The following is a 20,523-nucleotide window of genomic DNA, read 5'->3' on the forward strand; positions in this document are numbered from 1 at the left end:
CGCCACATTTTTGTTGATGGGGCCCGTCTGTACCCGATCGTGCGGCTTTTGCCAGGTGGACAAGGGCCATGCGCCAATGCCGATCGACCCGAAAGAACCCCGCAAGGTGGCGGAATCGGTGGCGCTGTTGGGGTTACGCTATGTGGTGCTGACTTCGGTGGCGCGGGATGATTTGCCCGATGGGGGGGTGAATGTGTTTGCACAGACGATCGCCGCCATTCGATCGCAATCCCCTGGCACGGAAATTGAAGTGTTGACCCCGGATTTTTGGGGCGGCCAGCCCGACCCCCAGGCCAAGCAGCGATCGCGGGTGGAAGCGGTGGCGGCCCTGCGGCCCGCTTGCTATAACCACAACCTGGAAACGGTGGAGCGGCTGCAAGGGCCCGTGCGGCGCGGCGCTAAATATCACCGATCGCTGGATGTGTTGCGCTGGGTGAAAGAACTGGATCCCACCATTCCCACCAAGTCCGGGCTGATGTTGGGCCATGGAGAAACGGAAGCGGAAATTTTGCAAGCCCTGGAAGATTTGCGATCGGTGAATTGCGATCGGCTGACCTTGGGCCAATACCTACGCCCGTCCCTAGACCATTTACCCGTCCAGAGATATTGGACACCGGCAGAGTTTGACCGCCTGGGAGCGCTGGCCCGCGAGCTGGGATTTACCCAGGTGCGATCGGGTCCCTTGGTGCGCAGTTCCTACCATGCGGGGGAGGCGGATTGAGCTGAATGATTTCCCGTAGTTGCCGATGATTGCCCATCGTTGCCCCAATCATTGCCCATGGGTTGATCTCGCCTGGTCACTGCCTTATAGGCTCAAGGGGCGATCGCCGTCGGTGAAATAGACCCGATCGACCGGCCAAAGTCGATTGCGCGTGAGGGTCGCTTGCAAACTGCCAAACAGGGTTAACTGTTCGCAACTGGACAGGGATTGGAACTTGCGGCGGCCATCGGGATTCAAGCGCAGGTCAATGGTGACCGATCGCTTGGCCGTGTCCAAGCTGATGCGATAGTGGCGCAGGTCAAAGGCCGGATCGGGTTTGTCGCCGGTTGCTTCAATCAACAGCCGCCCCACGGCCGCTTCCAAGGGCCGATCGCGCGGGACTTTCACCGACTGGGCCACCAAGCCTTTGCAAGCACCGTCCGGCTTATACAGATCCACCGAAACCGTGTCGGGCAGCGGATCCGAATCAATTGCCGCTGCCTGGGCGGAAGGGTCGCCGGTCAAATTACAGCCCGCCAACCCCGGAACCGCGGCCAGGGCCAGCAGCGCCAAGGCCAAAGGAGCGTGGCGAGGGGTTGCGGGTCGCGAAGCCTGAGAAAACTTGGGGCGATCGAGCATCATGGCGAAAATTCCAACGAGGAGTAGTGCTGAAGGGGGGCTGAAAAGAAGGTGACTCAATCTTGCCGGTTTGGGTCAGCCAGCGTCTCCGAACTGGAAAGCTTTCTGAATTGGGTCTGAATGGAGTCTGAATGGGGGCCAGATCCCTGATTGGTCGGTGGCGGGGTGGCGCTGGGTCGGGGGCTGAATGGGGTGTTTAAAATCTAGTGCTGATTGGGTGTTGATTGGGTGCTGAGTCGCTGTTTTGATTGGGTGCTTGGTCGTTGATTGGCCGGTGCTTGATCGGTTCTTCAAAGGCGCGATCGCCCAATCCGTATAAACCACCGCGCAGATAAACCACCGTACAAACCGCCGTGCCAGTTCCCGTGTGAACGATCAATCGGCCCCTGATTCGATCGCCCAGTCAAATCCCCTCCACCAGCGCACCCGTTTGCGCTGCATTTGCGCTTCAATGGATTGCTGGCCCGCATTTCCCCTCGCCCCATGACCACTGCAAGCTGGACGCACCGCCACGTCTTATCGTTGGCGGAGTTCTCGCGCGAAGACTACGACACTGTGTTGACCACCGCCGCTAGTTTTCGCGAGGTGTTGTCCCGTCGCACCAAAAAAGTGCCCACCCTCCAGGGGCAAGTGGTCACCAACCTGTTTTTTGAACCCTCGACCCGCACCCGCAGCAGTTTTGAGCTGGCGGCCAAGCGCCTGTCAGCGGATATTCTCAATTTTGCGCCGGGATCCTCTTCGCTCACCAAGGGAGAGACGATCCTAGACACAGCCAAAACCTATTTGGCCATGGGGACGGACATTATGGTGATCCGGCACAAGCAGGCCGGCGTGCCCCAGTCGATCGCGGCGGAGATGGATCGGCTGCAGTCCGGGGTGAGTGTGCTGAATGCGGGGGATGGTCAACACGAACACCCTTCCCAGGGATTGTTGGATCTGTTCTCCATCTGCCAGGTGTTGAATCCCCAAAAACCGTCGATCGGGGACTTGCGGGGCAAAAAGGTGGCGATCGTGGGCGATATTTTGCACTCACGGGTGGCTCGATCGAATCTGTGGAGCCTGACGGCCGCCGGGGCAGCCGTGCATTTGGCCGGGCCGCCAACCTTGCTACCTCGGGAATTTGCCCAATTTTTGCCGCCAACGGCCGATCGATCGCCCCTCCAAATTCATTGGCAACTGGAGCCGGCCTTGGCCGATGCGGACTTTGTGATGACTTTGCGGTTGCAACAGGAACGGATGAGCCAACACCTGCTGCCCAGCTTGCGGGAATATCACCAACGCTATGGCATTACGCGCGATCGACTGCGGCTCTGTCAGCCCCAAGTGCGGGTGTTGCACCCGGGCCCCACGAATCGCGGCGTGGAGTTGGCTTCCGATGTGATGGATGACCCGGCCCTGAGCTTGGTTCCGGATCAGGTGACCAGCGGCATTGCGGTGCGCATGGCGTTGCTTTACCTGATCGGGGGCGGCAAAGGCTAACCCATTAGCCCATTCTCCAGTCAAGCATCCGAGGGCGAGTTCGCCACCGTTTAACGAAATGCCGGTTTATTGGTTTTGGGGTGAGGATGATTTTGCGATGCAGCGGGCGATCGACCCGTTGCGATCGCGTGTGGATGCGGCTTGGGAAAGCTTTAATTTTGAAAAAATCCCGCCCGATCACGAGGATGGCCTGCTGGCGGCCCTGGCCCAGGCGGTGACTCCTCCCTTTGGTGCGGGCGATCGGCTGGTGTGGCTGGCGGAAACGGCCTTGGCCCAGCGCTGTCCCGACGATTGGTTGCGAGAGCTGGAACGCACCCTGCCCCAAATTCCCGACAATGCCATTTTGCTGCTCACCTCCCGCCAAAAGCCCGATGGCCGCCTCAAGTCCACTAAATTGCTCCAGAAGGCCAAAAACACCGAAATTCAGGAATTTTCCCCGATTCCTCCCTGGAAAACGGAGGAGCTGTTGCAACAGGTGAAACGGGCCGCCCAAGCGATGAAAGTGAAAATTAAACCCGAAGCGGCGGAACTGTTGGTGAATGCGGTGGGCAACAACACGCGCCAACTCTATAGCGAGCTGGAAAAGCTGCAATTATTTGTGGGCGATCGCCCGATCGCCAAGGAAGATATTCACCACCTCGTTTCCGTTTCCACCCAAAGCAGTTTGGAGCTGGCGAAGGCCATTTCCCTGGGGCAAATTTCCCAAGCTTTGAAGCTGATTGCGGATTTGATCGCGCGGAATGAAAATCCTTTGCGAATTCATGCTTCTCTGGTCACCCAGTTTCGGCTGTGGCTGTGGGTGAAGCTGATGCTCGATCGGGGCGAGCGGGATGATTTGGTGATTGCCAAGGCGGCAGATTTGGGCAACCCCAAGCGACTTTTTTTCATTAAGAAAGAAGTGCAACCTATGGGACTCAAAGCACTTCAAAAAAGCCTCCAGCTTCTCTTGGAGCAGGAAACCCTCCTGAAGCGGGGCAGCGACCCGATCGAAACGCTGCAATCTAAGGCGATTGAACTCTGTTTGCTGTTCCAAAAAAACTAAGCAGCAGAATCATTGTCTTCAAAAAAAGCAATGGCTCGGACAGGATCAGAATCTCAAAAAGATAATCGGCAAATGGTCGGCTAATGGATCGGCTAATTGATTAAATCCTTGCTGATTTTAGCTTCAAACCCCCAGAAATTTGCGACAATAGGCATAGGACAAAAAATCAGACAAAGATTAATTGCCTCCCGATTTGCAGCACCAAAATTTCAGGCAGGGAATACCAGTGGCTCCACCCCCCATCCGAGTGCTGTTGGTTGAAGATTCCGAAATTGCCATCCGGCTCCTGCGGCGGGCGATCGAGAGTACCGGTGCGCTGCAAGTGGTGGGCACGGCCCGCACGGGGCTGGAGGGGTTGGAACTGCTGGAAACAACCTATCCCGATGTGATTTGCACGGATTTGCACATGCCGCGCATGAATGGGCTGGAATTGACCCGCGAGGTGATGGGACGATCGCCCCGGCCCATTTTGGTAATCAGCAACTCCGTTCGCGAAGACGATCGGCGCACGGTGTTTGAGTTGCTGGAGGCGGGTGCGGTGGATGTGTTCCCCAAACCGGTGATGAGTTCGCCGGAACAATATGCTCAAGTGGCGGCCCAGTTAATTGCCAAGATTCGGGTGCTGGCGGGGGTGAAGGTTTTCAAGCTGCGGCGATCGCTATCCCCCTCACCGTCACCCACGATCGCGCTGCCGTCGGTGCTGGTGCAAGGGCCAGCGATCGAACGGGCGATCGGGGCGATCGGCGCTTCCACGGGCGGCCCCCAGGCCCTGCGGGAGATTTTGAGCCAATTACCATCGCGTTTTCCCCTGCCGCTGGTTTGCGTGCAACATATCAGCACGGGTTTCTTGCGGGGATTGCTGGATTGGCTCAGCCTCAATTGCGCGCTGTCGATTCAAATTGCCCAAGCGGGCCAAACCCCGCAGCCGGGCGTGATTTACTTTCCGCCGGAAGGTCATCAATTGGAGTTTGATCTGCAAGGGCGGTTCGTCACCTTTCGCACGGAGCCGGTGGATGGCCATTGCCCTTCGGTGACAGCCACCTTTCGCGCCATGGCTCGGGTCTTTGGCAAACGGGCGATCGGGATTTTACTGACGGGCATGGGCAACGACGGCGCAAAGGGCCTGTTGGAACTGTCCCAAGCGGGCGGCTGGACGATCGCCCAAGATGAGGCCAGTTCCGTGGTGTTTGGAATGCCCCGAGCGGCGATCGAGCTGGGCGCGGCCAAACAGGTGCTTCCCCTCAGCTCGATCGCCCTGCATTTAGTGGAACGCAGCGGCAGCCTGGCTCGTTCCGGCTGATTACTTTTGGAGGCACTCGCGCCCGGGAACCCGATAGGCCACAATGGAGAGCGCATCATCCATCGGTTCGATCGGGTTCTCCTGCCATGTCTTTTGTTGGTCTCCACATCCACAGCGATTACAGCCTGCTCGATGGGGCGAGTCAACTGCCCGCCTTGATCGATCGGGCCATGGAATTGGGAATGCCCGCGATCGCCCTGACGGATCACGGAGTCATGTATGGGGCGATCGAACTGCTGAAAGTTTGTCGCGGCAAACCCATTCGCCCGATCATTGGCAACGAAATGTATGTCATCAATGGCAGCCTTGATGACAAACGAAAATTACCGAAATATCACCAAGTTGTCCTGGCGAAAAATAAACAGGGCTATAAAAATCTCGTTAAATTAACCACCGTTTCCAACCTGCAAGGGGTGCGCGGAAAAGGCATTTTTGCCCGTCCTTGTATTAATAAAGAACTACTAGAAACCCATCGCGAAGGCCTAATCGTCACCAGTGCTTGCTTAGGGGGCGAAATTCCCCAAGCCATCTTGGCCGGGCGTTTTGACGTGGCGGAACGGGTTGCCCAATGGTACAAAGAAATCTTTGCCGATGATTTTTATTTAGAACTGCAAGACCACGGCTCCCAGGAAGATCGGGTGGTAAATGTGGCCTTGGTTCGGTTAGCCCGCCAATTCGATATTCAACTGATTGCTACCAACGACTCCCATTTCATTTCCTGTTTTGATGTGGAAGCCCACGACGCATTGCTTTGCATCCAAACCGGCAAACTAATTACAGAAGATAAACGACTGCGCTACAGCGGCACGGAATATCTGAAATCGGCCGAAGAAATGGCCCAACTGTTCCGCGATCACCTCACCGATGACGTAATTCAAGAGGCCATTAATAACACCCTCAAGGTGTCTGCAAAAATTGAAGATTACAACATCTTGGGTCAACCCCGGATTCCTGAATTTCCGGTTCCTCCCGGTCACACCGCTGACACCTACGTGGAAGAAGTGGCTTGGCAAGGCCTTTGTCAACGCTTGGGTTTGGCCTCGCGGCAGGAATTGATCGATCGACATCCTGAATATGTGGAACGCCAAACCTACGAGCTGGAAATGTTGCAACGCATGGGCTTTTCGGCCTATTTCCTCGTAGTTTGGGACTACATCAAATTTGCTCGCGATCACAATATTCCCGTGGGCCCCGGTCGGGGCAGCGCTGCCGGTTCCCTAGTTGCCTATAGCCTCGGCATTACCAACATTGACCCAGTACACCATGGCTTGCTGTTTGAGCGATTCTTGAACCCAGAACGGAAATCCATGCCCGATGTGGATACGGATTTCTGCATTGAAAAACGAGATCAAGTAATTGATTACGTCACCCAAAAATACGGAACTGATCGGGTGGCGCAAATTATTACCTTCAACCGGATGACCTCCAAAGCCGTGTTGAAGGATGTGGCGCGGGTGTTGGATATTCCCTACGGGGAAGCCGATCGAATGGCGAAAATGATTCCTGTTTCGCGGGGCAAGCCGGCCAAGTTGAAAGTGATGGTTTCCAGTGAAACGCCTGCTCCCGAATTTAAGGAAAAATATGACAAAGATGAGCAGGTTCCCGGCGCGCTACCGGGGGTGACCTATCGCCGCTGGCTAGATATGGCAATGCGGATTGAAGGCACGAACAAAACCTTTGGGGTTCACGCGGCCGGCGTGGTCATTTCCGCAGATCCCCTGGATGAAATCGTGCCGCTGCAACGGAACAATGATGGCTCAGTGATCACTCAATATTACATGGAAGATATTGAGGCCGTTGGATTGCTGAAGATGGACTTTTTGGGTCTGAAAAACCTAACGATGATCCAAAAAACCATTGACCTCATTGAGCGTACCAGTGGCAAAACCATTGATATTGACAGTGTGCCGGAAGATGATCCCAATGCTTACAAACTGCTGGCAAGTGGTGATTTGGAAGGGATCTTTCAGTTGGAATCTTCCGGAATGCGCCAGGTGGTGCGGGATTTGAAACCGTCCAATTTGGCTGATATTTCTTCAATTTTGGCCCTCTACCGACCAGGCCCCCTTGATGCTGGTCTGATTCCACAGTTTATTAACCGGAAACACGGTCGAGAGGCGATCGCCTATGACCATGAAATGTTGGAACCCATTCTGAATGAAACCTACGGGGTTTTGGTGTTCCAAGAACAGATCATGAAGGTGGCCCAAGAGTTGGGGGGCTATACCTTAGGTGAAGCGGATCTGCTGCGACGGGCCATGGGGAAAAAGAAAAAGGAGGAAATGGAAAAACACCAAAGCATTTTTGTTGATGGGGCCGCACGCAATGGCATCAAGAGCAAAATTGCCGAAAGTTTGTTTGACCAGATGGTGAAGTTTGCGGAATATTGCTTTAACAAATCCCACTCGGCAGCCTATGGCTATGTGACCTACCAGACGGCTTATTTGAAAGCCAATTATCCCGTTGAATATATGGCGGCGTTGCTGACTTCCAACAGCGACGATCGGGATAAGGTGCAAATGTATATTGCCAGTTGTTTGCGCCTGGGAATTGATGTGGAGCCACCGGATATTAATCGATCGGATGTGGACTTCACACCGCTCAAGGATGCGTCAGGAAAACGGGGCAAAATTCTGTTTGGCTTAGGCGCAGTTCGGAACTTGGGATTGGGGGCGATCGAGTGTTTATTGCAGGCGCGATCGGAAGGTGGTTCCTTTAAATCTTTGGCTGATTTGTGCGATCGAATTGACTTGCGATCGGTCAATCGGCGGGCCTTGGAAGCATTGGTGCAGTGCGGTGCATTGGACTGCTTGCAGGCTAATCGCCGTCAATCGATGGCTGATTTGGAGTTAATTATCGACTGGGCCCATAGCCGGGCCAAGGATCGAGCCAGCGGCCAGGGCAATCTGTTTGATTTGTCCATGGGACTGGAATCCGCAAGCCATGCCAAAACGCCAGACAATGTGTTGGATTTGGCTCCCAAAGCGCAACCGATGGAAGATTATCCCAAACAAGAACGGTTGAATTTGGAGAAGGAATTGCTCGGATTTTATATTTCCGATCATCCCTTGAAGGATATTCAAAAACCCTCTCGATTGTTGGCTCCCATGAACCTGTCAGAACTGGGCGAGCGACCCGATGACAAGGCAACGGTCAGCGCCATTGTGATGTTGAATTCCGTGAAGCCGGTGGTGACCAAAAAGGGCGATCGAATGGCCATCGTGCAAATTGAAGATCTGACGGCTCAGGCGGAGGCGATTGTGTTTCCCCGGGCCTATGAGCGAATTCACCCACTGATTCAGCCCGATCGACAGTTGATGATTTGGGGCAAGGTCGATCGCCGTGATGATCAACCCCAATTCATCATTGAAGATGCGGAACCTATTGATCAAATTCAACTGTTAACGATCGAGATTTCTGCCGATTTGGCCGGCAACATTGAACAACAACACCAGTTACGAACCTTGCTGCTGAATTGGGCGGGGGATGATGCCAAAACGCCCGTGATTGCGATTGTGCGCGGGGAGGATGGCCGCCGTGAATTAGTGCGGTTTGGCCCCCAATTCCGGGTGCGCGATCCGGGAGCCGTCACCCACGCGCTTTCCAACGCGGGATTCGCTGCCCGATCGATGGCCTTGGTCAGTGCGTCCTAGGGTTGAGAGGGTTGTATAAAATGCGAATTTTGGTGGCAATTCCGCACTTTTTTCGTCCTGACGCTGATGGGAAATATGGTTCCGCCAGGCGCGATCCCCGGCCGCGAATTGCTGCCCTCAGCCAAGGAATTCAGGCACTGCATAGCCTTTTCAATACTCGCCAAATCGCTTTCCAAGATCAGCCCCAACAGGGACTACAAATTCAACAGGTAAACCAATGGACAAGTTGTGAACTAAATATTCTGCTTTGCACAACGGGCGATCGCCATTTGTTGTCACAATTACCCGTCAGTCGCCATCTTTTTCAGCATATTGCCCTGGATTGTCCCGATCGGGAATTAGGGTTTTATTGCCAGCGAGTTTTGGGCGATCGGCTCTCGGAAAATTATGACTATTATTGTTATTTGGAAGACGATTTAACCATTCGTGATCCCCTATTTTTTCTGAAACAACAATGGTTTCAATCACTCCTAGGTGAGGCCGCCATCTTGCAGCCCCATCGTTTTGAATGGTCAAATCCATGGCTCAATAATTCTTTAGCAGCCGGTTCTTTGGCAACCGGTGAAGTCGGTGAATGCTCTGACTCATCTACCTCGCATTTGGTCAGCTCAACCCATCCTGATGTACTAGGCAGCAATCATCCAGAAAGCCATCATTCAGCGAACTATCACAAGGTCTATGTTGATCCAGACTTTGAAAGCAAAACTGGCCAAAATCCGGGATTTGCCCACCATTTCACTGAGCGGCGCGTTTTGGTTGGCCAGTTTCTCGGTCAACCGATCCAATTCCAACGAGCGGGAAATCCCCACGCGGGTTGCTTTTTTCTGACCCGATCGCAAATGACCCTTTGGGCTTCGACAGTGGACTTTGGGCAACCCAGCAATCAGTTTATTGGCCCCTTGGAAAGTGCTGCTTCGCTCCATCTCATGCGCTATTTTCGGGTCTATAAACCGGCGCTATCATGGGCCAACTTTCTGGAAATTGAGCATTGGGGACAGTACAACAGCCAAGACTTGCTGAATAACCTGCACTTAGTGCAATTTCAGCCCAAAGTGGTTTCCTATGCAGCCAACAATTTTCCTAATGGATGATTTGATGGCTTGCTCCACGACTTCAGTACTCAGCTAACTGCTTACTGAGCCTTTTACTGAGCCTTAAAACCATCCAGTGCCAACAAGATAAACTGGGTCACTTGTGCTTCTCGAAAGTTATTGTCACTCACCAAAATGATGCTTTGGCGACCGTCCGGCAATTGAGGGCCAAGGGTCAATCCTTCCAAGTTGTCGATCGGGATGCCCAGGGTTTTAAAGTCCAGCAGTAATTTTTTATAAGCGGGTTTCACATCGGGCAAAGCCCCCCGCAAATTGGCATAACTGGAGGTGTCTGTGGCGGTTCCTAATTCCACCTGAAAGAGTTTGGCTCCAAAGCCTTCTAGGGGGTCAAAGGTGCGCTCCAAACTGAGGAAATGGCCGCCTTGATCGAGGGGCATCAAATCCACCAAACCGTTACTAATGGCGGTGCTGCTGGCCGGATCCATTTCGTACAAATGCTCAGAAATGGGAAATGGGGGCCCGTCGCCCAAACTGAAATGTAAAATGCGCGATCGGGGCGGAATCGTGGGACGATCGCCCTCGGCTTTCTCGGGTTTCGGCTCCAAATCTTGAGCCAGGTTTTCTTCGGTGGCTGTGAACGCCCGAAACGGCTCCACAGGGGAAGGATTCGCTCCCACGGGCACAATGCCCAGCGCCTCAAAACCCAAATTATCGCGAATTCCTTGGGGCGAACCGTCCGCCGCGTTGCCGGGTAGATAGCGACTGGGCAAGGGCAGGGGCGATCGCGTGGCCATGCCCGTTTTGCGATCGAACTCGCGAATCATGGGCGGAATGCCCTGTTTTACGTCGCCTTCGCTGGAAATTAAAACCGTATTTCGTGGGGTAATTGCTAACCCTTCAGGATCAATTTCTCCTGCTGCAAAAGGCTCACCCGATTCATCTCGTAAAATGGTGACATTTTCAACTGTCACGCGATCGATCGTCTGCCCCGCTTTGACCAATGAAGGTACTGAATTTTGATTAGAAATAGAGGCCCTAGAAGGATTAGGATTGTCGGTCGATCGCCAGGAAATTTTGAACGTATAGAACCTTGCGGGAGCCAAGTTAGAGCGATCGTCAGAAAGGGCCAGAAATTGATCGGTTTGGCGATCGTATGCCAAGGCCGAAAGCCCTCCCACGGGTGTGTCCATAATTTCTTGAGTGGGCAACAAATAGGCCCCCAAAAAATCAACGGACAATGGCAATAGCAACCGAGACTCTGCACTAACTTGGGGCAATCCACAGCCGCCCACCATCAATCCAAAACAGATGAGCAAGGCCAGACCGCGATGGGCCAAGCGTCCCTTGCCGATCGCTTGCAGTCCAGAATGCCAGCCGAAGCCATCGAGCCTGGCTATTTTGGATAGGGATCGGAACCAAGGCTCCAAGAAGTTGCGATCGGGTGGGCTGCTGTGCATGGCGATCTCCAACGATCAAGGAAACGGGTTTACTTGGCTGGTAATTCTGTAGCTTTGTTAGTTTGGTTTTGAGTTGAGTTGGCTTGGTTTTGATTTTTTGGCCGTTGAAGATCTCTATTTTGGGGTCTTAACTGGGGAGCTTTATTGCCCTAATTTTTCAGCCTAATTCCTGTTTTTCTGGGTTACCTCTGATAATTATTAGAATGGAGTCTTAACCATTGGAAGCTTCGTGACCCACGCTCACCACATCAGGCAGCGATCGACGAAGTTTATAGAGCCAAAACAAACCCAAACCGCCCAAAATTACCCCGGTCAAACTCACCATCTGGGCCATGCGCAGGGGGCCAAACATCAGACTATCGGTGCGTAAACCTTCAATCCAAACTCGACCTAAACTATAGGTCACGGCATAAACACAACCGATCGTCCCGGGTCGCAAATTGGGTAACCGCAAAAAGAGGGTCATTAATAACCCAAAAACTCCCAAATTCCAGAGCGATTCGTACAGGAATGTGGGATGGAAATACTCAAATCCTTCATAGCCCAAGGGACGACGATCGGGCGGAATATAAAGCTTCCAAGGTAAATCCGTTGGCCGCCCAAAAGCTTCGGAGTTAAAGAAATTGCCCCACCGCCCGATCGCTTGGCCCAAAATCAACGAAGGCGTAATGACATCCACCAACTGCCAAAAGGGAATTTTGTTGAGGCGAGAAAACAGCAACAATGCCGCCAGGCCACCCAAAATAGCGCCATGAATTGCAATGCCGCCTTCCCAAATGGCGATGATCCGCTCCGGATGGGCTGCGTAGGCTGACCAATTAAACAGCACGTAATAGATCCGAGCGGCCGGCAAGGCAGCTAACACCAACCAAATGGAGACATCGGCAACCAAATCCCGATCAATTCGACGCTTAGTTGCTAGCCATTGAGATAGGCTCACGCCCGTCATCAGGGCGATCGCAATTAAGAGTCCATACCAGCGGATGATGAGGGGGCCAAATTTCAGAAAAACGGGCCCTGGCGAAGTGAATTGCAAGGCAAGTGGCAGCACAGCAGCTCTCTCAAACGCAACAGCAATGACAGGATCAAAACTTCTTCCAAACCGCCTTTCAGCCGCTTCCAATCAGAAGGAAGAATGCGAAAAGATCGGCAAAAATAGCCAAAAAGCTAATGAACCAGCCCTGATTACAACAGCCCTAGAATTTCGCCCTGACCTGCCACCACTTCGCCTAATTGCCAAGCAGCAATTCCCAATTGATTGAACTGCGTCAAGGCAGCCGCAGCTTCAGCAGCAGGCACCAAAACCACGAAGCCCACGCCCATATTAAAGGTATCGAACATGGCCGCGGTTGGCACATCGCCCGTTTGGGCCAACCACTGGAACAGGGGGGGAATTTGCCAACTGTTGCGATCGACCGCTACGGCTTGGTTCGGCCCCAAGGTGCGCGGCAAGTTCTCCGGCAGTCCGCCACCGGTAATGTGCGCCATGCCATGGATCGACAGGTCAGACTTCAGCAAGTTCAAAATGGGCTGAACATAGATTTGGGTGGGCGTGAGTACCAGCTCACCTAAGGTGCGATCGCCCGTCAGCCCTGCCACTCGATCGCCCCAAGTTAGGCCCGCCTGTTCAACTACCTTGCGCACCAGGCTAAACCCATTGCTGTGCAGTCCTGAGCTGGGCAGGGCGATCGCCACATCACCCACCTGTACCTGAGCACCGGTCAGGAGGCGGCTGCGCTCGGCAATGCCCACGCAAAAGCCCGCCAAATCATATTTTCCTTCGCTATAAAATCCCGGCATTTCGGCCGTTTCGCCGCCCAGCAGAGCACAACCCGCCTGCTCACAGCCGATCGCAATGCCTTCCACCACATCAGCCATAGCCTCCGGGCGCAGTTTGCCCGTGGCGATGTAGTCCAAGAAAAAGAGGGGTTCGGCTCCAGAGGTCAGCACATCGTTGACGCACATGGCCACCAAATCAATGCCCACGGTGTTGTGTTGACCGGTTTTTTGGGCAATTTCCAGCTTTGTACCCACGCCATCGGTTCCGGAAACCAATACCGGCTCCTGATAGCCCGTGGGCAGCGCAAAACAACCGCCAAAGCCGCCCAGTCCCCCAAGCACCTCAGGACGGAAGGTGCGTTGCACGCGATCGCGAATGCGATCCACAAAGGCGCGACCCGCTTCAATATCGACCCCTGCTTCCCGATAGTCCACGGTTGCTGTTCCTCTCGAAGTCGCCCGCCGCTCCTGAGGGAGACTTTCCTTGAGAAATAATCCCTTGAGAAGTAATCCCTTAAGAAATAGTCCCTTGAGAAATAACCCTTGAGAAATAAATCGTTGGGGGCGGGGCGCTGAACGGCATGGATTTTAGCATTCAGGTTGCCGCAAGCACTATGAACCTTCAGCCTTCCAAGCGTTTAGCCCAGCCTTCAGCCAGTTGCGATTCTGTCCTGTGGGCGCTCCCAAAGGAACTAATTTGGGGTCGGGAAATCTTAAATTTTTATTAAAACGACGATCGAGCCTAAGGGGCTGAAATCCTTTGTTTTCCATGGCGATCGAGCAGGGAGCGATCCCCACCGATGCCAGACCCAGAGCGCCGCCACTGGGGATCAGGCGGTCTGCTGCGGTTGACTGTGGTAACCTACGTCAATCTTGCAGTCAAAACTTTGCGGTTCTTAACAAAACCCTTGGTGGCAACTGCCGGAGAGTGCGAAGCGGTTGGAACTCTTGCCGATTCAGCTATCCACCCATTGATTGCGATCGCCACGGCCAATCGCTTTCTGTCCACTGTGTTGTTGCCCTGTGCAGCGTTGGTTCCCAGCTTTGGTTCCTTGAAACTATTGCTAACTGGGTTCCGGCATTGGCCAGCCTCCGAGTTCACCAAAGCCGCCGTCTCCACTGTGCTGAATGTTGCGCTGGAGTTTAGACGGACGCTTGGTTACTTCGGAACCGCTGTGTTGATGCTCTGCTAGGGTGCATGACCAACCGACAGACCTCCTAGGTTCCCGGTTTTGCAATATCGAGTTCGATCGCCCCTGACTAACCTCCATGAACTCCCCCTGAGTTCCCCAGCGATTAACTGATACTCCAAAACCTGTTGATGCTCCGGTGCATTTTGCGCCAACGTCTTTAACTTTCCCGATCGCCCCTTGGTGGTCTTTTGTCAGTTAACTCCAACTAGCTCCCACTTCGTTTCCCTTCGACCATTGCATGTTCGTGAGCATCGGACGGCCAGAGCCTGATCACTGAACCTAGTTTGAGGCGCGCGTGACGTTTACCCCACCACGCCATGAATTATTCCATTCAAAAATTGACGTTGTTGGCTGCCTCGGTGGCCGCCGTCGCCTTCGGTGCTGAAGCTCCCGCCCTTGGGGAAGAAATTCAACCCATTCCGGCCCAAGCTCAGCCCACCCCCTCAGTCATCTTGGCAGCGGAGTTGACCGCTCCCACCCTGGCCCTCCAGCCAGCCGCTGAAATGACTGGCGCGCGCATCAGCGCCGCTGCTGCGATTCCACAGCCCACCGCGATCGGGTCGCAACTGTACGGAATCACCAAGGTTCATGCCCACCAACTGGGCAACCGGCCAGCAGTGACGCTCTATGTTCGCAACATCCCCGTGGTAACTTTCCTGGCCAACGACGAAGCCAGCACCACCAACGCCCTGGAACGGGCCACCGCCACCGCTCGCGAAATTGACCAACGCCACGCCAACGGTGTGGATCCCCAGGCCATTCGTTACGAGTGGAGCAACCGCGAAAATCGCTATTGGGTGACGATGGGCGGCCAGCCGCTGGTTGCGATCGACCAAACCACCCTTGCCCCCCAACCCACTGCCAGCTACTCAGCCGATGCAGTGCAGGTCACCAACCGCCTGCGCCGCCAGTTGGGCAATGCTCAACCCTTGGCTTACAACGGCCAGTTGCGGATGCGGGCTGCCTCGAACCAGTCGGGCGATGATGCTTTGGGCAATCCCAACGCTAATGGCCTGAGACATAACGGGGTGCTCTACGCGGTGCGATCGAGCCAAACGGGACAGGCTTCCTGGTATGGGCCCGGTTTCCACGGCAACCGCACAGCTAACGGCGAGCGTTTTAACCAAAACGCCCTCACCGCTGCTCACCGAACCCTGCCTTTTGGCACGTTGGTGCGGGTCACGAACCTGCGCAACGGTCGATCGGTGATTGTGCGGATTAACGATCGCGGGCCTTTCACCCGTGGCCGCATTGTTGATCTGTCGGTGGCTGCTGCTCGCGAAATCGACATGTACAGTTCCGGAGTGGCTTCCGTCCGGTTGGAAGTCCTGCAAGCTCTCCCGGGTGATGTGGCATCGGTTCCTAACCCGTAGAATTTTCCCGTAAAGCTTTCCCGCAAAGCTTGCTCGTAAAACTTTCCCGCAAAACTTTAATCTTCGGTTTTCCGAAACAGGGGGGCTAGTTCTTTAAGAATTAGCCCCTTTTTGCATGACTGGTTTAGAAATCAACAGCTACTAACTCATCGCCAGCATTCGTTGAATGGGCTGGAGAGCTGCCGATCGCACGGACTCATCCATCGTGATTTCAGGCGATCGCGTCTTCATGCAGAAGTAGAGCTTTTCTAAAGTATTCAGCCGCATGTGTGGGCATTCATTACAAGCACAATTGCCCTCGGGTGGCGCGGGGATGAATTGCTTTTGGGGTTCTGCCTTTTGCATTTGGTGCAAAATTCCAGGTTCCGTGGCCACAATAAACGCCGCCCGATCGCTCCGCTGCACATGGTTGAGCAAGGCCGTGGTGGAACCAATGAAACTGGCATGACGCAACAGGGGCGGTTCACATTCAGGATGGGCAATCACTTCCGCCTCAGGATATTGAACCTGAAGTTGCACCAATTTTTGTTCCGAAAAGGTTTCATGGACAATGCAACTACCATCCCAAAGCACCATCTCGCGACCCGTTTGCTGCATCACGTAGCGACCTAAGTTGCGATCGGGCGCAAAGATAATGGGTTGTTCTGGGGGAATTTGTTGCACAATTTTGACCGCATTGGAACTGGTGCAAATAATGTCACTCAGGGCCTTAATTTCAGCGGTGCAATTGATGTAACTAATCACCAAATGATCGGGATGGCGAGCCTTGAAAGCGGCAAATTCACTCGCCGGGCAACTGTCCGCCAAAGAACAGCCCGCTTCTAAATCCGGTAACAACACCTGCTTGTGGGGGTTCAGAATTTTGGCTGTTTCTGCCATGAAATGAACTCCCGCAAACACGATCACATCCGCATCGGTTTGGGCTGCCTGCTGGGAGAGGCCCAACGAATCGCCAATATAGTCGGCAATGTCTTGAATTTCCGATTCTTGGTAATAGTGGGCCAAGATGACGGCGTTGAGTTCGCGCTTGAGGTCGCGAATGGCAGCAAAAAGATCGTGAGGAACGGCGGTGGGGCGATCGAGCGCGGCTGCAAACACGGCAGTATGAAGATAGGCGGGTGAAGTATGGCAATTATAGTACTTTTCACCAAAATATACACCCAGCCCCGTTGCCGGGCGATCGCGATTCGAGTCCGCTTTGATCGAATGGCACTCGGGACTTGATCCGCTGTTGGCCTGATCGCTCCACAATCGAGCAGGCAACCATCCCACCGCCAGCAAAACAAAATCGGGAGCCAGCGAATGCCCACTCCCGATCGGATAGATCCGATAGATCCGGTCAATTCAGTTGATTGGATCGATCGATTGAATCGAGCACTGCCCGATCGACCAATATTTGACCGACCAATACTCGATCGAGCACTGCCCGATCGACCTGAGCACTTCAATTCAGCCGTTTTAATAACCCGGTTTCCGGTCAACCGGATTGCCGGGTCAAATGCTCATGGCTTAAATGACCATACCGTCAGGAATGGTGGCGTTCTTGAGAACCACCACGATGCCGCTGCGAATGACAAAGCCCAACTCCTCGCGGTTGGCCTCTTGCACATTGTCCTTGTTGACGATCGCCACCTTTTGGCCAATGCGGGCGTTCTTGTCAATAATGGCGCGGCGAATTGTGGAATCTGGCCCAATCCCGATCGGCACGTAGCCCCGCTCAAGGCAGTCCATCCGCTCGGGGAAGGGTTGATAGTAATCCGCTCCCATCAACAGGGCGTTGTCAATCACAGAGCCAGATTCAACCCGAGAGCGCACCCCCAACACGGAATGCTCGATCGTGCAGTTTTTGAGGATGCAACCCTCACTCACGATCGAATCGGTAACCTGGGCGTTCAAAATTTTCGTGGGGGGCAAATGGCGCGATCGGGTATAGATCGGCGCATGTTCATCGTAAAAACTAAAGGGTGGCTGCGGTTGCTTGGTCAGCGCTAAATTTGCATCAAAGAAGGCTTCGATCGTTCCAATATCTTCCCAATAACCGTCAAATAAATAGGCTTGAACGTTGTAATTGGGAGCCGCCTGCGGAATGATTTCTTTCCCAAAATCCGTGCGATCTACGGACTCATTCAACAGGTCAATCAAAACTTCTTTCTTAAAGACGTAAATACCCATGGAGGCGATATAAGGCATCTCCTGGGCCCGGTCAGCCGGCAAACCCAAAACGGTGGTGTCCACCGCCATGGTCTTGAGGGCATCCCCCTTCGGTTTTTCGCTAAAGCTTGTTACCCGGCCGTTGCCGTCAATTTTCATCAGGCCAAAATCCGAGGCCCGCTTCTCATCAATGGGGATCACCGATAACGTGATGTCGGCATTGGTGGCGCGGTGATGCTCCACAAATTTTCGATAGTCCATCCGATAGAGATGATCGCCGGACAAGATGACGTATTCATCCACGTCCCAGTCGGCAAAAATCCACAGATATTTCCGCACCGCGTCGGCAGTGCCTTGGAACCAATTGGGACTATCGGGGGTTTGTTGGGCCGCCAAAACCTCCACGAAACCATCGGTGAACCCGGACATGGCATAGGCCCGGGACAAGTGACGGTTCAACGAGGCAGAGTTGAACTGGGTGAGGACGTAGATTTTAAGAATTTCGGAATTGATGCAGTTACTAACCGGAATATCGATCAACCGATATTTGCCCGCCAGGGGGACTGCCGGTTTTGCCCGTAATTTGGTCAGCGGATACAGGCGGGTTCCTGCTCCGCCGCCTAGGATGATGCCTAAAACTCTTTTCACAAGACGACCTCTAGCGCTGCCAATCCACTTCCACGTCCAGTGTCCGTTGCTCGGTGGCAATTGACAAGGGGTTGACAGTAAAGCCATTTCAGCCCGATCGCTCCCGGGCCGATCGAACGGGAATTCGCGATCCCAAGCAGATTCTGAAGTCCAGAAAAACCGTAGCGAGGGTTACTGTTAAAATTTGTTGCGATATATTGAAATTGTGACAAGCGTGTCAACCACGCCACAGTTCTCTTGGGCCAATCCCCCGAGGTGGAGGCTGAACCATGAGTATCCAGACCGGCAACCCTAGTTCCTTGCGCAGTTCCCCAGCACCGGCCCGCCCTCACCCGATCGCGCCTGGCTCCGGGCGATCGGAATTTGATGCGGCTACTTTCCTCAAGGCCCGAGCCGCCACGGACGATCGGGACGTGTATGTGGAATGGACTGGCTCCATCTACGCCATGCTGCCTGACCAAACCCAATGCCACCTGTTTGACATCGTGGGCATGAACGTGGCCCGGGGTGTGAACAACGGAGATGGTAGTTGGAGCTTGGTGTCCCGGGAACTGACCTACTATTTGGATCCCGATACGGGGGCCGTGCTCCACAGTTGGGATAATCCCTGGACGGGGGAAACCGTGCCGGTGGTGCATGTGGCCAATGACCCGGTGCAAAGTCGCCTCACGGGCACGTTCGGAGCGACCCTGGCGGGCGATGCGGTGATTTTTACCTGTGACGTGTTTCCGGCCTATCCCAACCCCTTGGGCAATGACCCGCGCTTTCAGGACTACAGCCCCAGCCCCCACTACAGCGCCGCTGAGTTTTTCAAGCTGACCGTTCCGCTTTCGGAGCTAACCAATCCGGAGTTGGCCGCCGTTGAAACCATGACCGTTGCCTGGCATCGGATTGGCCCTTGGTTGCCTTGGATGAAAATGGGCGATCGCTCCGGGCAGTTGGTCTACAGCGCCTGTGGTCAGCGGGTGGCGGGCTTCGAGGCCTTGCCGCCCCTGCTGCAAACGGAAATCCGCGATCGTCTCCCGAAGTATCGCCACGCGCCTGATCACCACAGCACCCAGAAAAACATGACCTCTTGGCGCTACTTCAAAGAGCACTTTGAAGCTTATCTGCGGGGTGAAATGTTCCCGCTGCCAGAACTAGCGGTTTAGCCGCCGCCCGCTGAGCCATCCCCACCGCATCAATCCTGGGCAACCCCAGTTTGGGGCCCCAACTCAGCGGGCTAGCGGGCCTATGGGGCCTTTTTGGTGGCTTTCAGTTGGCTGATGGCCCGTTGAAACCCAAGCACCAAGGTCAAATTCGCCAAGGTCAAGAAAACCTCCGCGCTGCCATGGAGCCAGTCCACATCGGCAAGACTTTGGTTGTAATGCACCTGGGCGTAGATACCGACGGGAATGGTAATCGCCACGAATAAAAGGGTCAGGTAAAACCCAATCAGACCCAGCTTGGGCGCTTGACCCGATCGCGTCAAAAACCACAGAAACCCCAAATAGGGAAACAGAGATAAACCAAACAGGGTTTCTTTGGATAAAAAAGACATTACTGATTTCCCCCACTAATCCTCAGTGGCTTCGGCGGCTTCCTCATCTTCCGGGGAAGATGTTTTGAGGGCCGCTTCCAGGGCCTGTAGCTGATCGCGGCGAATTTCCAACTCCAGCGATCGCCGCGATAGCTCTTGATTTTGCAGGGTCAGAGACTGTTTCCACTGCTCTAGGCGGTTGGCTTCGTGGGCCAACTCCTCGGGCGTGACTCCCAAGCTCAAGTAGGTTTTAATCAGCTCCAAAATCCAATCGGTTGCATCCTGGCAGTCGGTCACCAATTGGGCGTTGTCCACCTCAATCAGCACCAACTGCTGGGGATGACATTGGGCCTGTTCCGGCAAGGGCAGGGTCTGGCGTTGGCGCTCTCGGGTAATTTGCCATCCCCGATCGACGGACTGCACCGCCAGCGGCATCAGGGCTAGGGAGTGATCCGTTTCCTGTTGTTGCACTTGGGCTAAATAAAGCACCATGTCCCCTCCGGTGAAGCCATACGCTGATTTGTTTCTTGAACTCAGG

Annotated in this window: 18 protein-coding genes; 9 read left to right on the forward strand and 9 right to left on the reverse strand. The window is 54.2% G+C overall.

The window, feature by feature from the left end:
* Positions 1–721 (forward strand): lipoyl synthase (locus AMR42_RS05335; protein WP_099532429.1); only part of this gene is annotated, 721 nt, incomplete at its 5' end.
* An 84-nt stretch (positions 722–805) separates the two neighbouring features.
* On the opposite strand, the gene AMR42_RS05340 is transcribed toward AMR42_RS05335, so the two are convergent.
* Positions 806–1,342 (reverse strand): hypothetical protein, encoded by a 537-nt coding sequence (locus AMR42_RS05340; RefSeq protein WP_099532430.1) that lies wholly within the window; start codon positions 1,340–1,342, stop codon positions 806–808.
* Between the two features lie 193 nt (positions 1,343–1,535).
* Positions 1,536–1,718: a hypothetical protein gene (locus AMR42_RS05345; RefSeq protein WP_099532431.1), complete on the reverse strand. Its 183-nt coding sequence runs from the start codon at positions 1,716–1,718 to the stop codon at positions 1,536–1,538.
* Positions 1,719–1,822: 104 nt separating this feature from the next.
* Between AMR42_RS05345 and AMR42_RS05350 the strand changes: the two genes are divergently transcribed.
* The 5 genes from AMR42_RS05350 (at position 1,823) to AMR42_RS05370 (ending at position 9,904) form a co-directional block, all read left to right on the forward strand.
* The gene (locus AMR42_RS05350; protein WP_099532479.1) at positions 1,823–2,818 is read left to right on the forward strand and encodes an aspartate carbamoyltransferase catalytic subunit; all 996 of its coding nucleotides are present in this window, start codon (positions 1,823–1,825) and stop codon (positions 2,816–2,818) included.
* Positions 2,819–2,876: 58 nt separating this feature from the next.
* Entirely contained in the window at positions 2,877–3,860 is a 984-nt protein-coding gene (gene holA / locus AMR42_RS05355) for a DNA polymerase III subunit delta (protein ID WP_099532432.1), read from the forward strand.
* A 226-nt stretch (positions 3,861–4,086) separates the two neighbouring features.
* On the forward strand, positions 4,087–5,160 hold the full coding sequence (gene cheB / locus AMR42_RS05360) for a chemotaxis-specific protein-glutamate methyltransferase CheB (RefSeq protein ID WP_099532433.1): 1,074 nt from the start codon (positions 4,087–4,089) through the stop codon (positions 5,158–5,160).
* An 86-nt stretch (positions 5,161–5,246) separates the two neighbouring features.
* Positions 5,247–8,813: a DNA polymerase III subunit alpha gene (locus AMR42_RS05365; RefSeq protein ID WP_099532434.1), complete on the forward strand. Its 3,567-nt coding sequence runs from the start codon at positions 5,247–5,249 to the stop codon at positions 8,811–8,813.
* Positions 8,814–8,824: 11 nt separating this feature from the next.
* Positions 8,825–9,904 (forward strand): hypothetical protein, encoded by a 1,080-nt coding sequence (locus AMR42_RS05370; protein ID WP_143472948.1) that lies wholly within the window; start codon positions 8,825–8,827, stop codon positions 9,902–9,904.
* A 53-nt stretch (positions 9,905–9,957) separates the two neighbouring features.
* Here the strand turns inward: AMR42_RS05370 and AMR42_RS05375 are convergent, their stop codons facing one another.
* The 3 genes from AMR42_RS05375 to purM form a co-directional block, all read right to left on the reverse strand.
* Positions 9,958–11,322, reverse strand: coding sequence for an esterase-like activity of phytase family protein (locus AMR42_RS05375; RefSeq protein WP_234406658.1), 1,365 nt, complete (start codon positions 11,320–11,322; stop codon positions 9,958–9,960).
* 211 nt (positions 11,323–11,533) lie between these two features.
* Positions 11,534–12,400 (reverse strand): prolipoprotein diacylglyceryl transferase, encoded by an 867-nt coding sequence (gene lgt / locus AMR42_RS05380; protein WP_099532481.1) that lies wholly within the window; start codon positions 12,398–12,400, stop codon positions 11,534–11,536.
* Positions 12,401–12,507: 107 nt separating this feature from the next.
* A complete protein-coding gene (gene purM, locus AMR42_RS05385; protein ID WP_099532436.1) occupies positions 12,508–13,536 on the reverse strand; it encodes a phosphoribosylformylglycinamidine cyclo-ligase in 1,029 nt (342 codons plus the stop codon).
* 365 nt (positions 13,537–13,901) lie between these two features.
* On the opposite strand from purM, the gene AMR42_RS05390 reads away from it, so the two are divergent.
* Both AMR42_RS05390 and AMR42_RS21055 read left to right on the forward strand, forming a co-directional pair.
* Positions 13,902–14,294, forward strand: coding sequence for a hypothetical protein (locus AMR42_RS05390; RefSeq protein ID WP_099532437.1), 393 nt, complete (start codon positions 13,902–13,904; stop codon positions 14,292–14,294).
* A 317-nt stretch (positions 14,295–14,611) separates the two neighbouring features.
* Positions 14,612–15,667: a septal ring lytic transglycosylase RlpA family protein gene (locus AMR42_RS21055; protein ID WP_099532438.1), complete on the forward strand. Its 1,056-nt coding sequence runs from the start codon at positions 14,612–14,614 to the stop codon at positions 15,665–15,667.
* Between the two features lie 141 nt (positions 15,668–15,808).
* Here the strand turns inward: AMR42_RS21055 and nadA are convergent, their stop codons facing one another.
* Positions 15,809–16,765, reverse strand: a complete 957-nt coding sequence (gene nadA / locus AMR42_RS05400; RefSeq protein WP_099532482.1) for a quinolinate synthase NadA — start codon at positions 16,763–16,765, stop codon at positions 15,809–15,811.
* A gap of 411 nt (positions 16,766–17,176) precedes the next feature.
* Positions 17,177–18,466, reverse strand: a complete 1,290-nt coding sequence (locus AMR42_RS05405; RefSeq protein WP_099532439.1) for a glucose-1-phosphate adenylyltransferase — start codon at positions 18,464–18,466, stop codon at positions 17,177–17,179.
* Positions 18,467–18,735: 269 nt separating this feature from the next.
* Between AMR42_RS05405 and AMR42_RS05410 the strand changes: the two genes are divergently transcribed.
* Positions 18,736–19,617 carry a DUF1838 domain-containing protein gene (locus tag AMR42_RS05410; RefSeq protein WP_099532440.1) on the forward strand — a complete coding sequence of 294 codons (882 nt, stop codon included), beginning with the start codon at positions 18,736–18,738 and terminating at the stop codon, positions 19,615–19,617.
* A gap of 80 nt (positions 19,618–19,697) precedes the next feature.
* Here AMR42_RS05410 and AMR42_RS05415 read toward each other — a convergent pair whose 3' ends face one another.
* Together AMR42_RS05415 and AMR42_RS05420 are read right to left on the reverse strand one after the other, a co-directional pair.
* Positions 19,698–20,006 (reverse strand): DUF3593 domain-containing protein, encoded by a 309-nt coding sequence (locus AMR42_RS05415; protein ID WP_099532441.1) that lies wholly within the window; start codon positions 20,004–20,006, stop codon positions 19,698–19,700.
* A 15-nt stretch (positions 20,007–20,021) separates the two neighbouring features.
* Entirely contained in the window at positions 20,022–20,477 is a 456-nt protein-coding gene (locus tag AMR42_RS05420; RefSeq protein WP_099532442.1) for a hypothetical protein, read from the reverse strand.
* Between the last annotated feature and the right edge of the window lie 46 nt (positions 20,478–20,523).

It is taken from the genome of Limnothrix sp. PR1529 (assembly GCF_002742025.1).
Lineage (GTDB): Bacteria > Cyanobacteriota > Cyanobacteriia > CACIAM-69d > CACIAM-69d > CACIAM-69d.

Excerpts from the sequence above, each read along its gene's own strand:
- AMR42_RS05375 (WP_234406658.1), bottom strand. The coding sequence starts at position 11,322 with ATGCACAGCAGCCCACCCGATCGCAACTTCTTGGAGCCTTGGTTCCGA.
- AMR42_RS05350 (WP_099532479.1), top strand. The coding sequence starts at position 1,823 with ATGACCACTGCAAGCTGGACGCACCGCCACGTCTTATCGTTGGCGGAG.
- AMR42_RS05340 (WP_099532430.1), bottom strand. The coding sequence starts at position 1,342 with ATGATGCTCGATCGCCCCAAGTTTTCTCAGGCTTCGCGACCCGCAACC.
- AMR42_RS21055 (WP_099532438.1), top strand. The coding sequence starts at position 14,612 with ATGAATTATTCCATTCAAAAATTGACGTTGTTGGCTGCCTCGGTGGCC.
- AMR42_RS05415 (WP_099532441.1), bottom strand. The coding sequence starts at position 20,006 with ATGTCTTTTTTATCCAAAGAAACCCTGTTTGGTTTATCTCTGTTTCCC.
- holA (WP_099532432.1), top strand. The coding sequence starts at position 2,877 with ATGCCGGTTTATTGGTTTTGGGGTGAGGATGATTTTGCGATGCAGCGG.
- AMR42_RS05410 (WP_099532440.1), top strand. The coding sequence starts at position 18,736 with ATGAGTATCCAGACCGGCAACCCTAGTTCCTTGCGCAGTTCCCCAGCA.
- AMR42_RS05365 (WP_099532434.1), top strand. The coding sequence starts at position 5,247 with ATGTCTTTTGTTGGTCTCCACATCCACAGCGATTACAGCCTGCTCGAT.
- AMR42_RS05390 (WP_099532437.1), top strand. The coding sequence starts at position 13,902 with ATGCCAGACCCAGAGCGCCGCCACTGGGGATCAGGCGGTCTGCTGCGG.
- AMR42_RS05420 (WP_099532442.1), bottom strand. The coding sequence starts at position 20,477 with ATGGTGCTTTATTTAGCCCAAGTGCAACAACAGGAAACGGATCACTCC.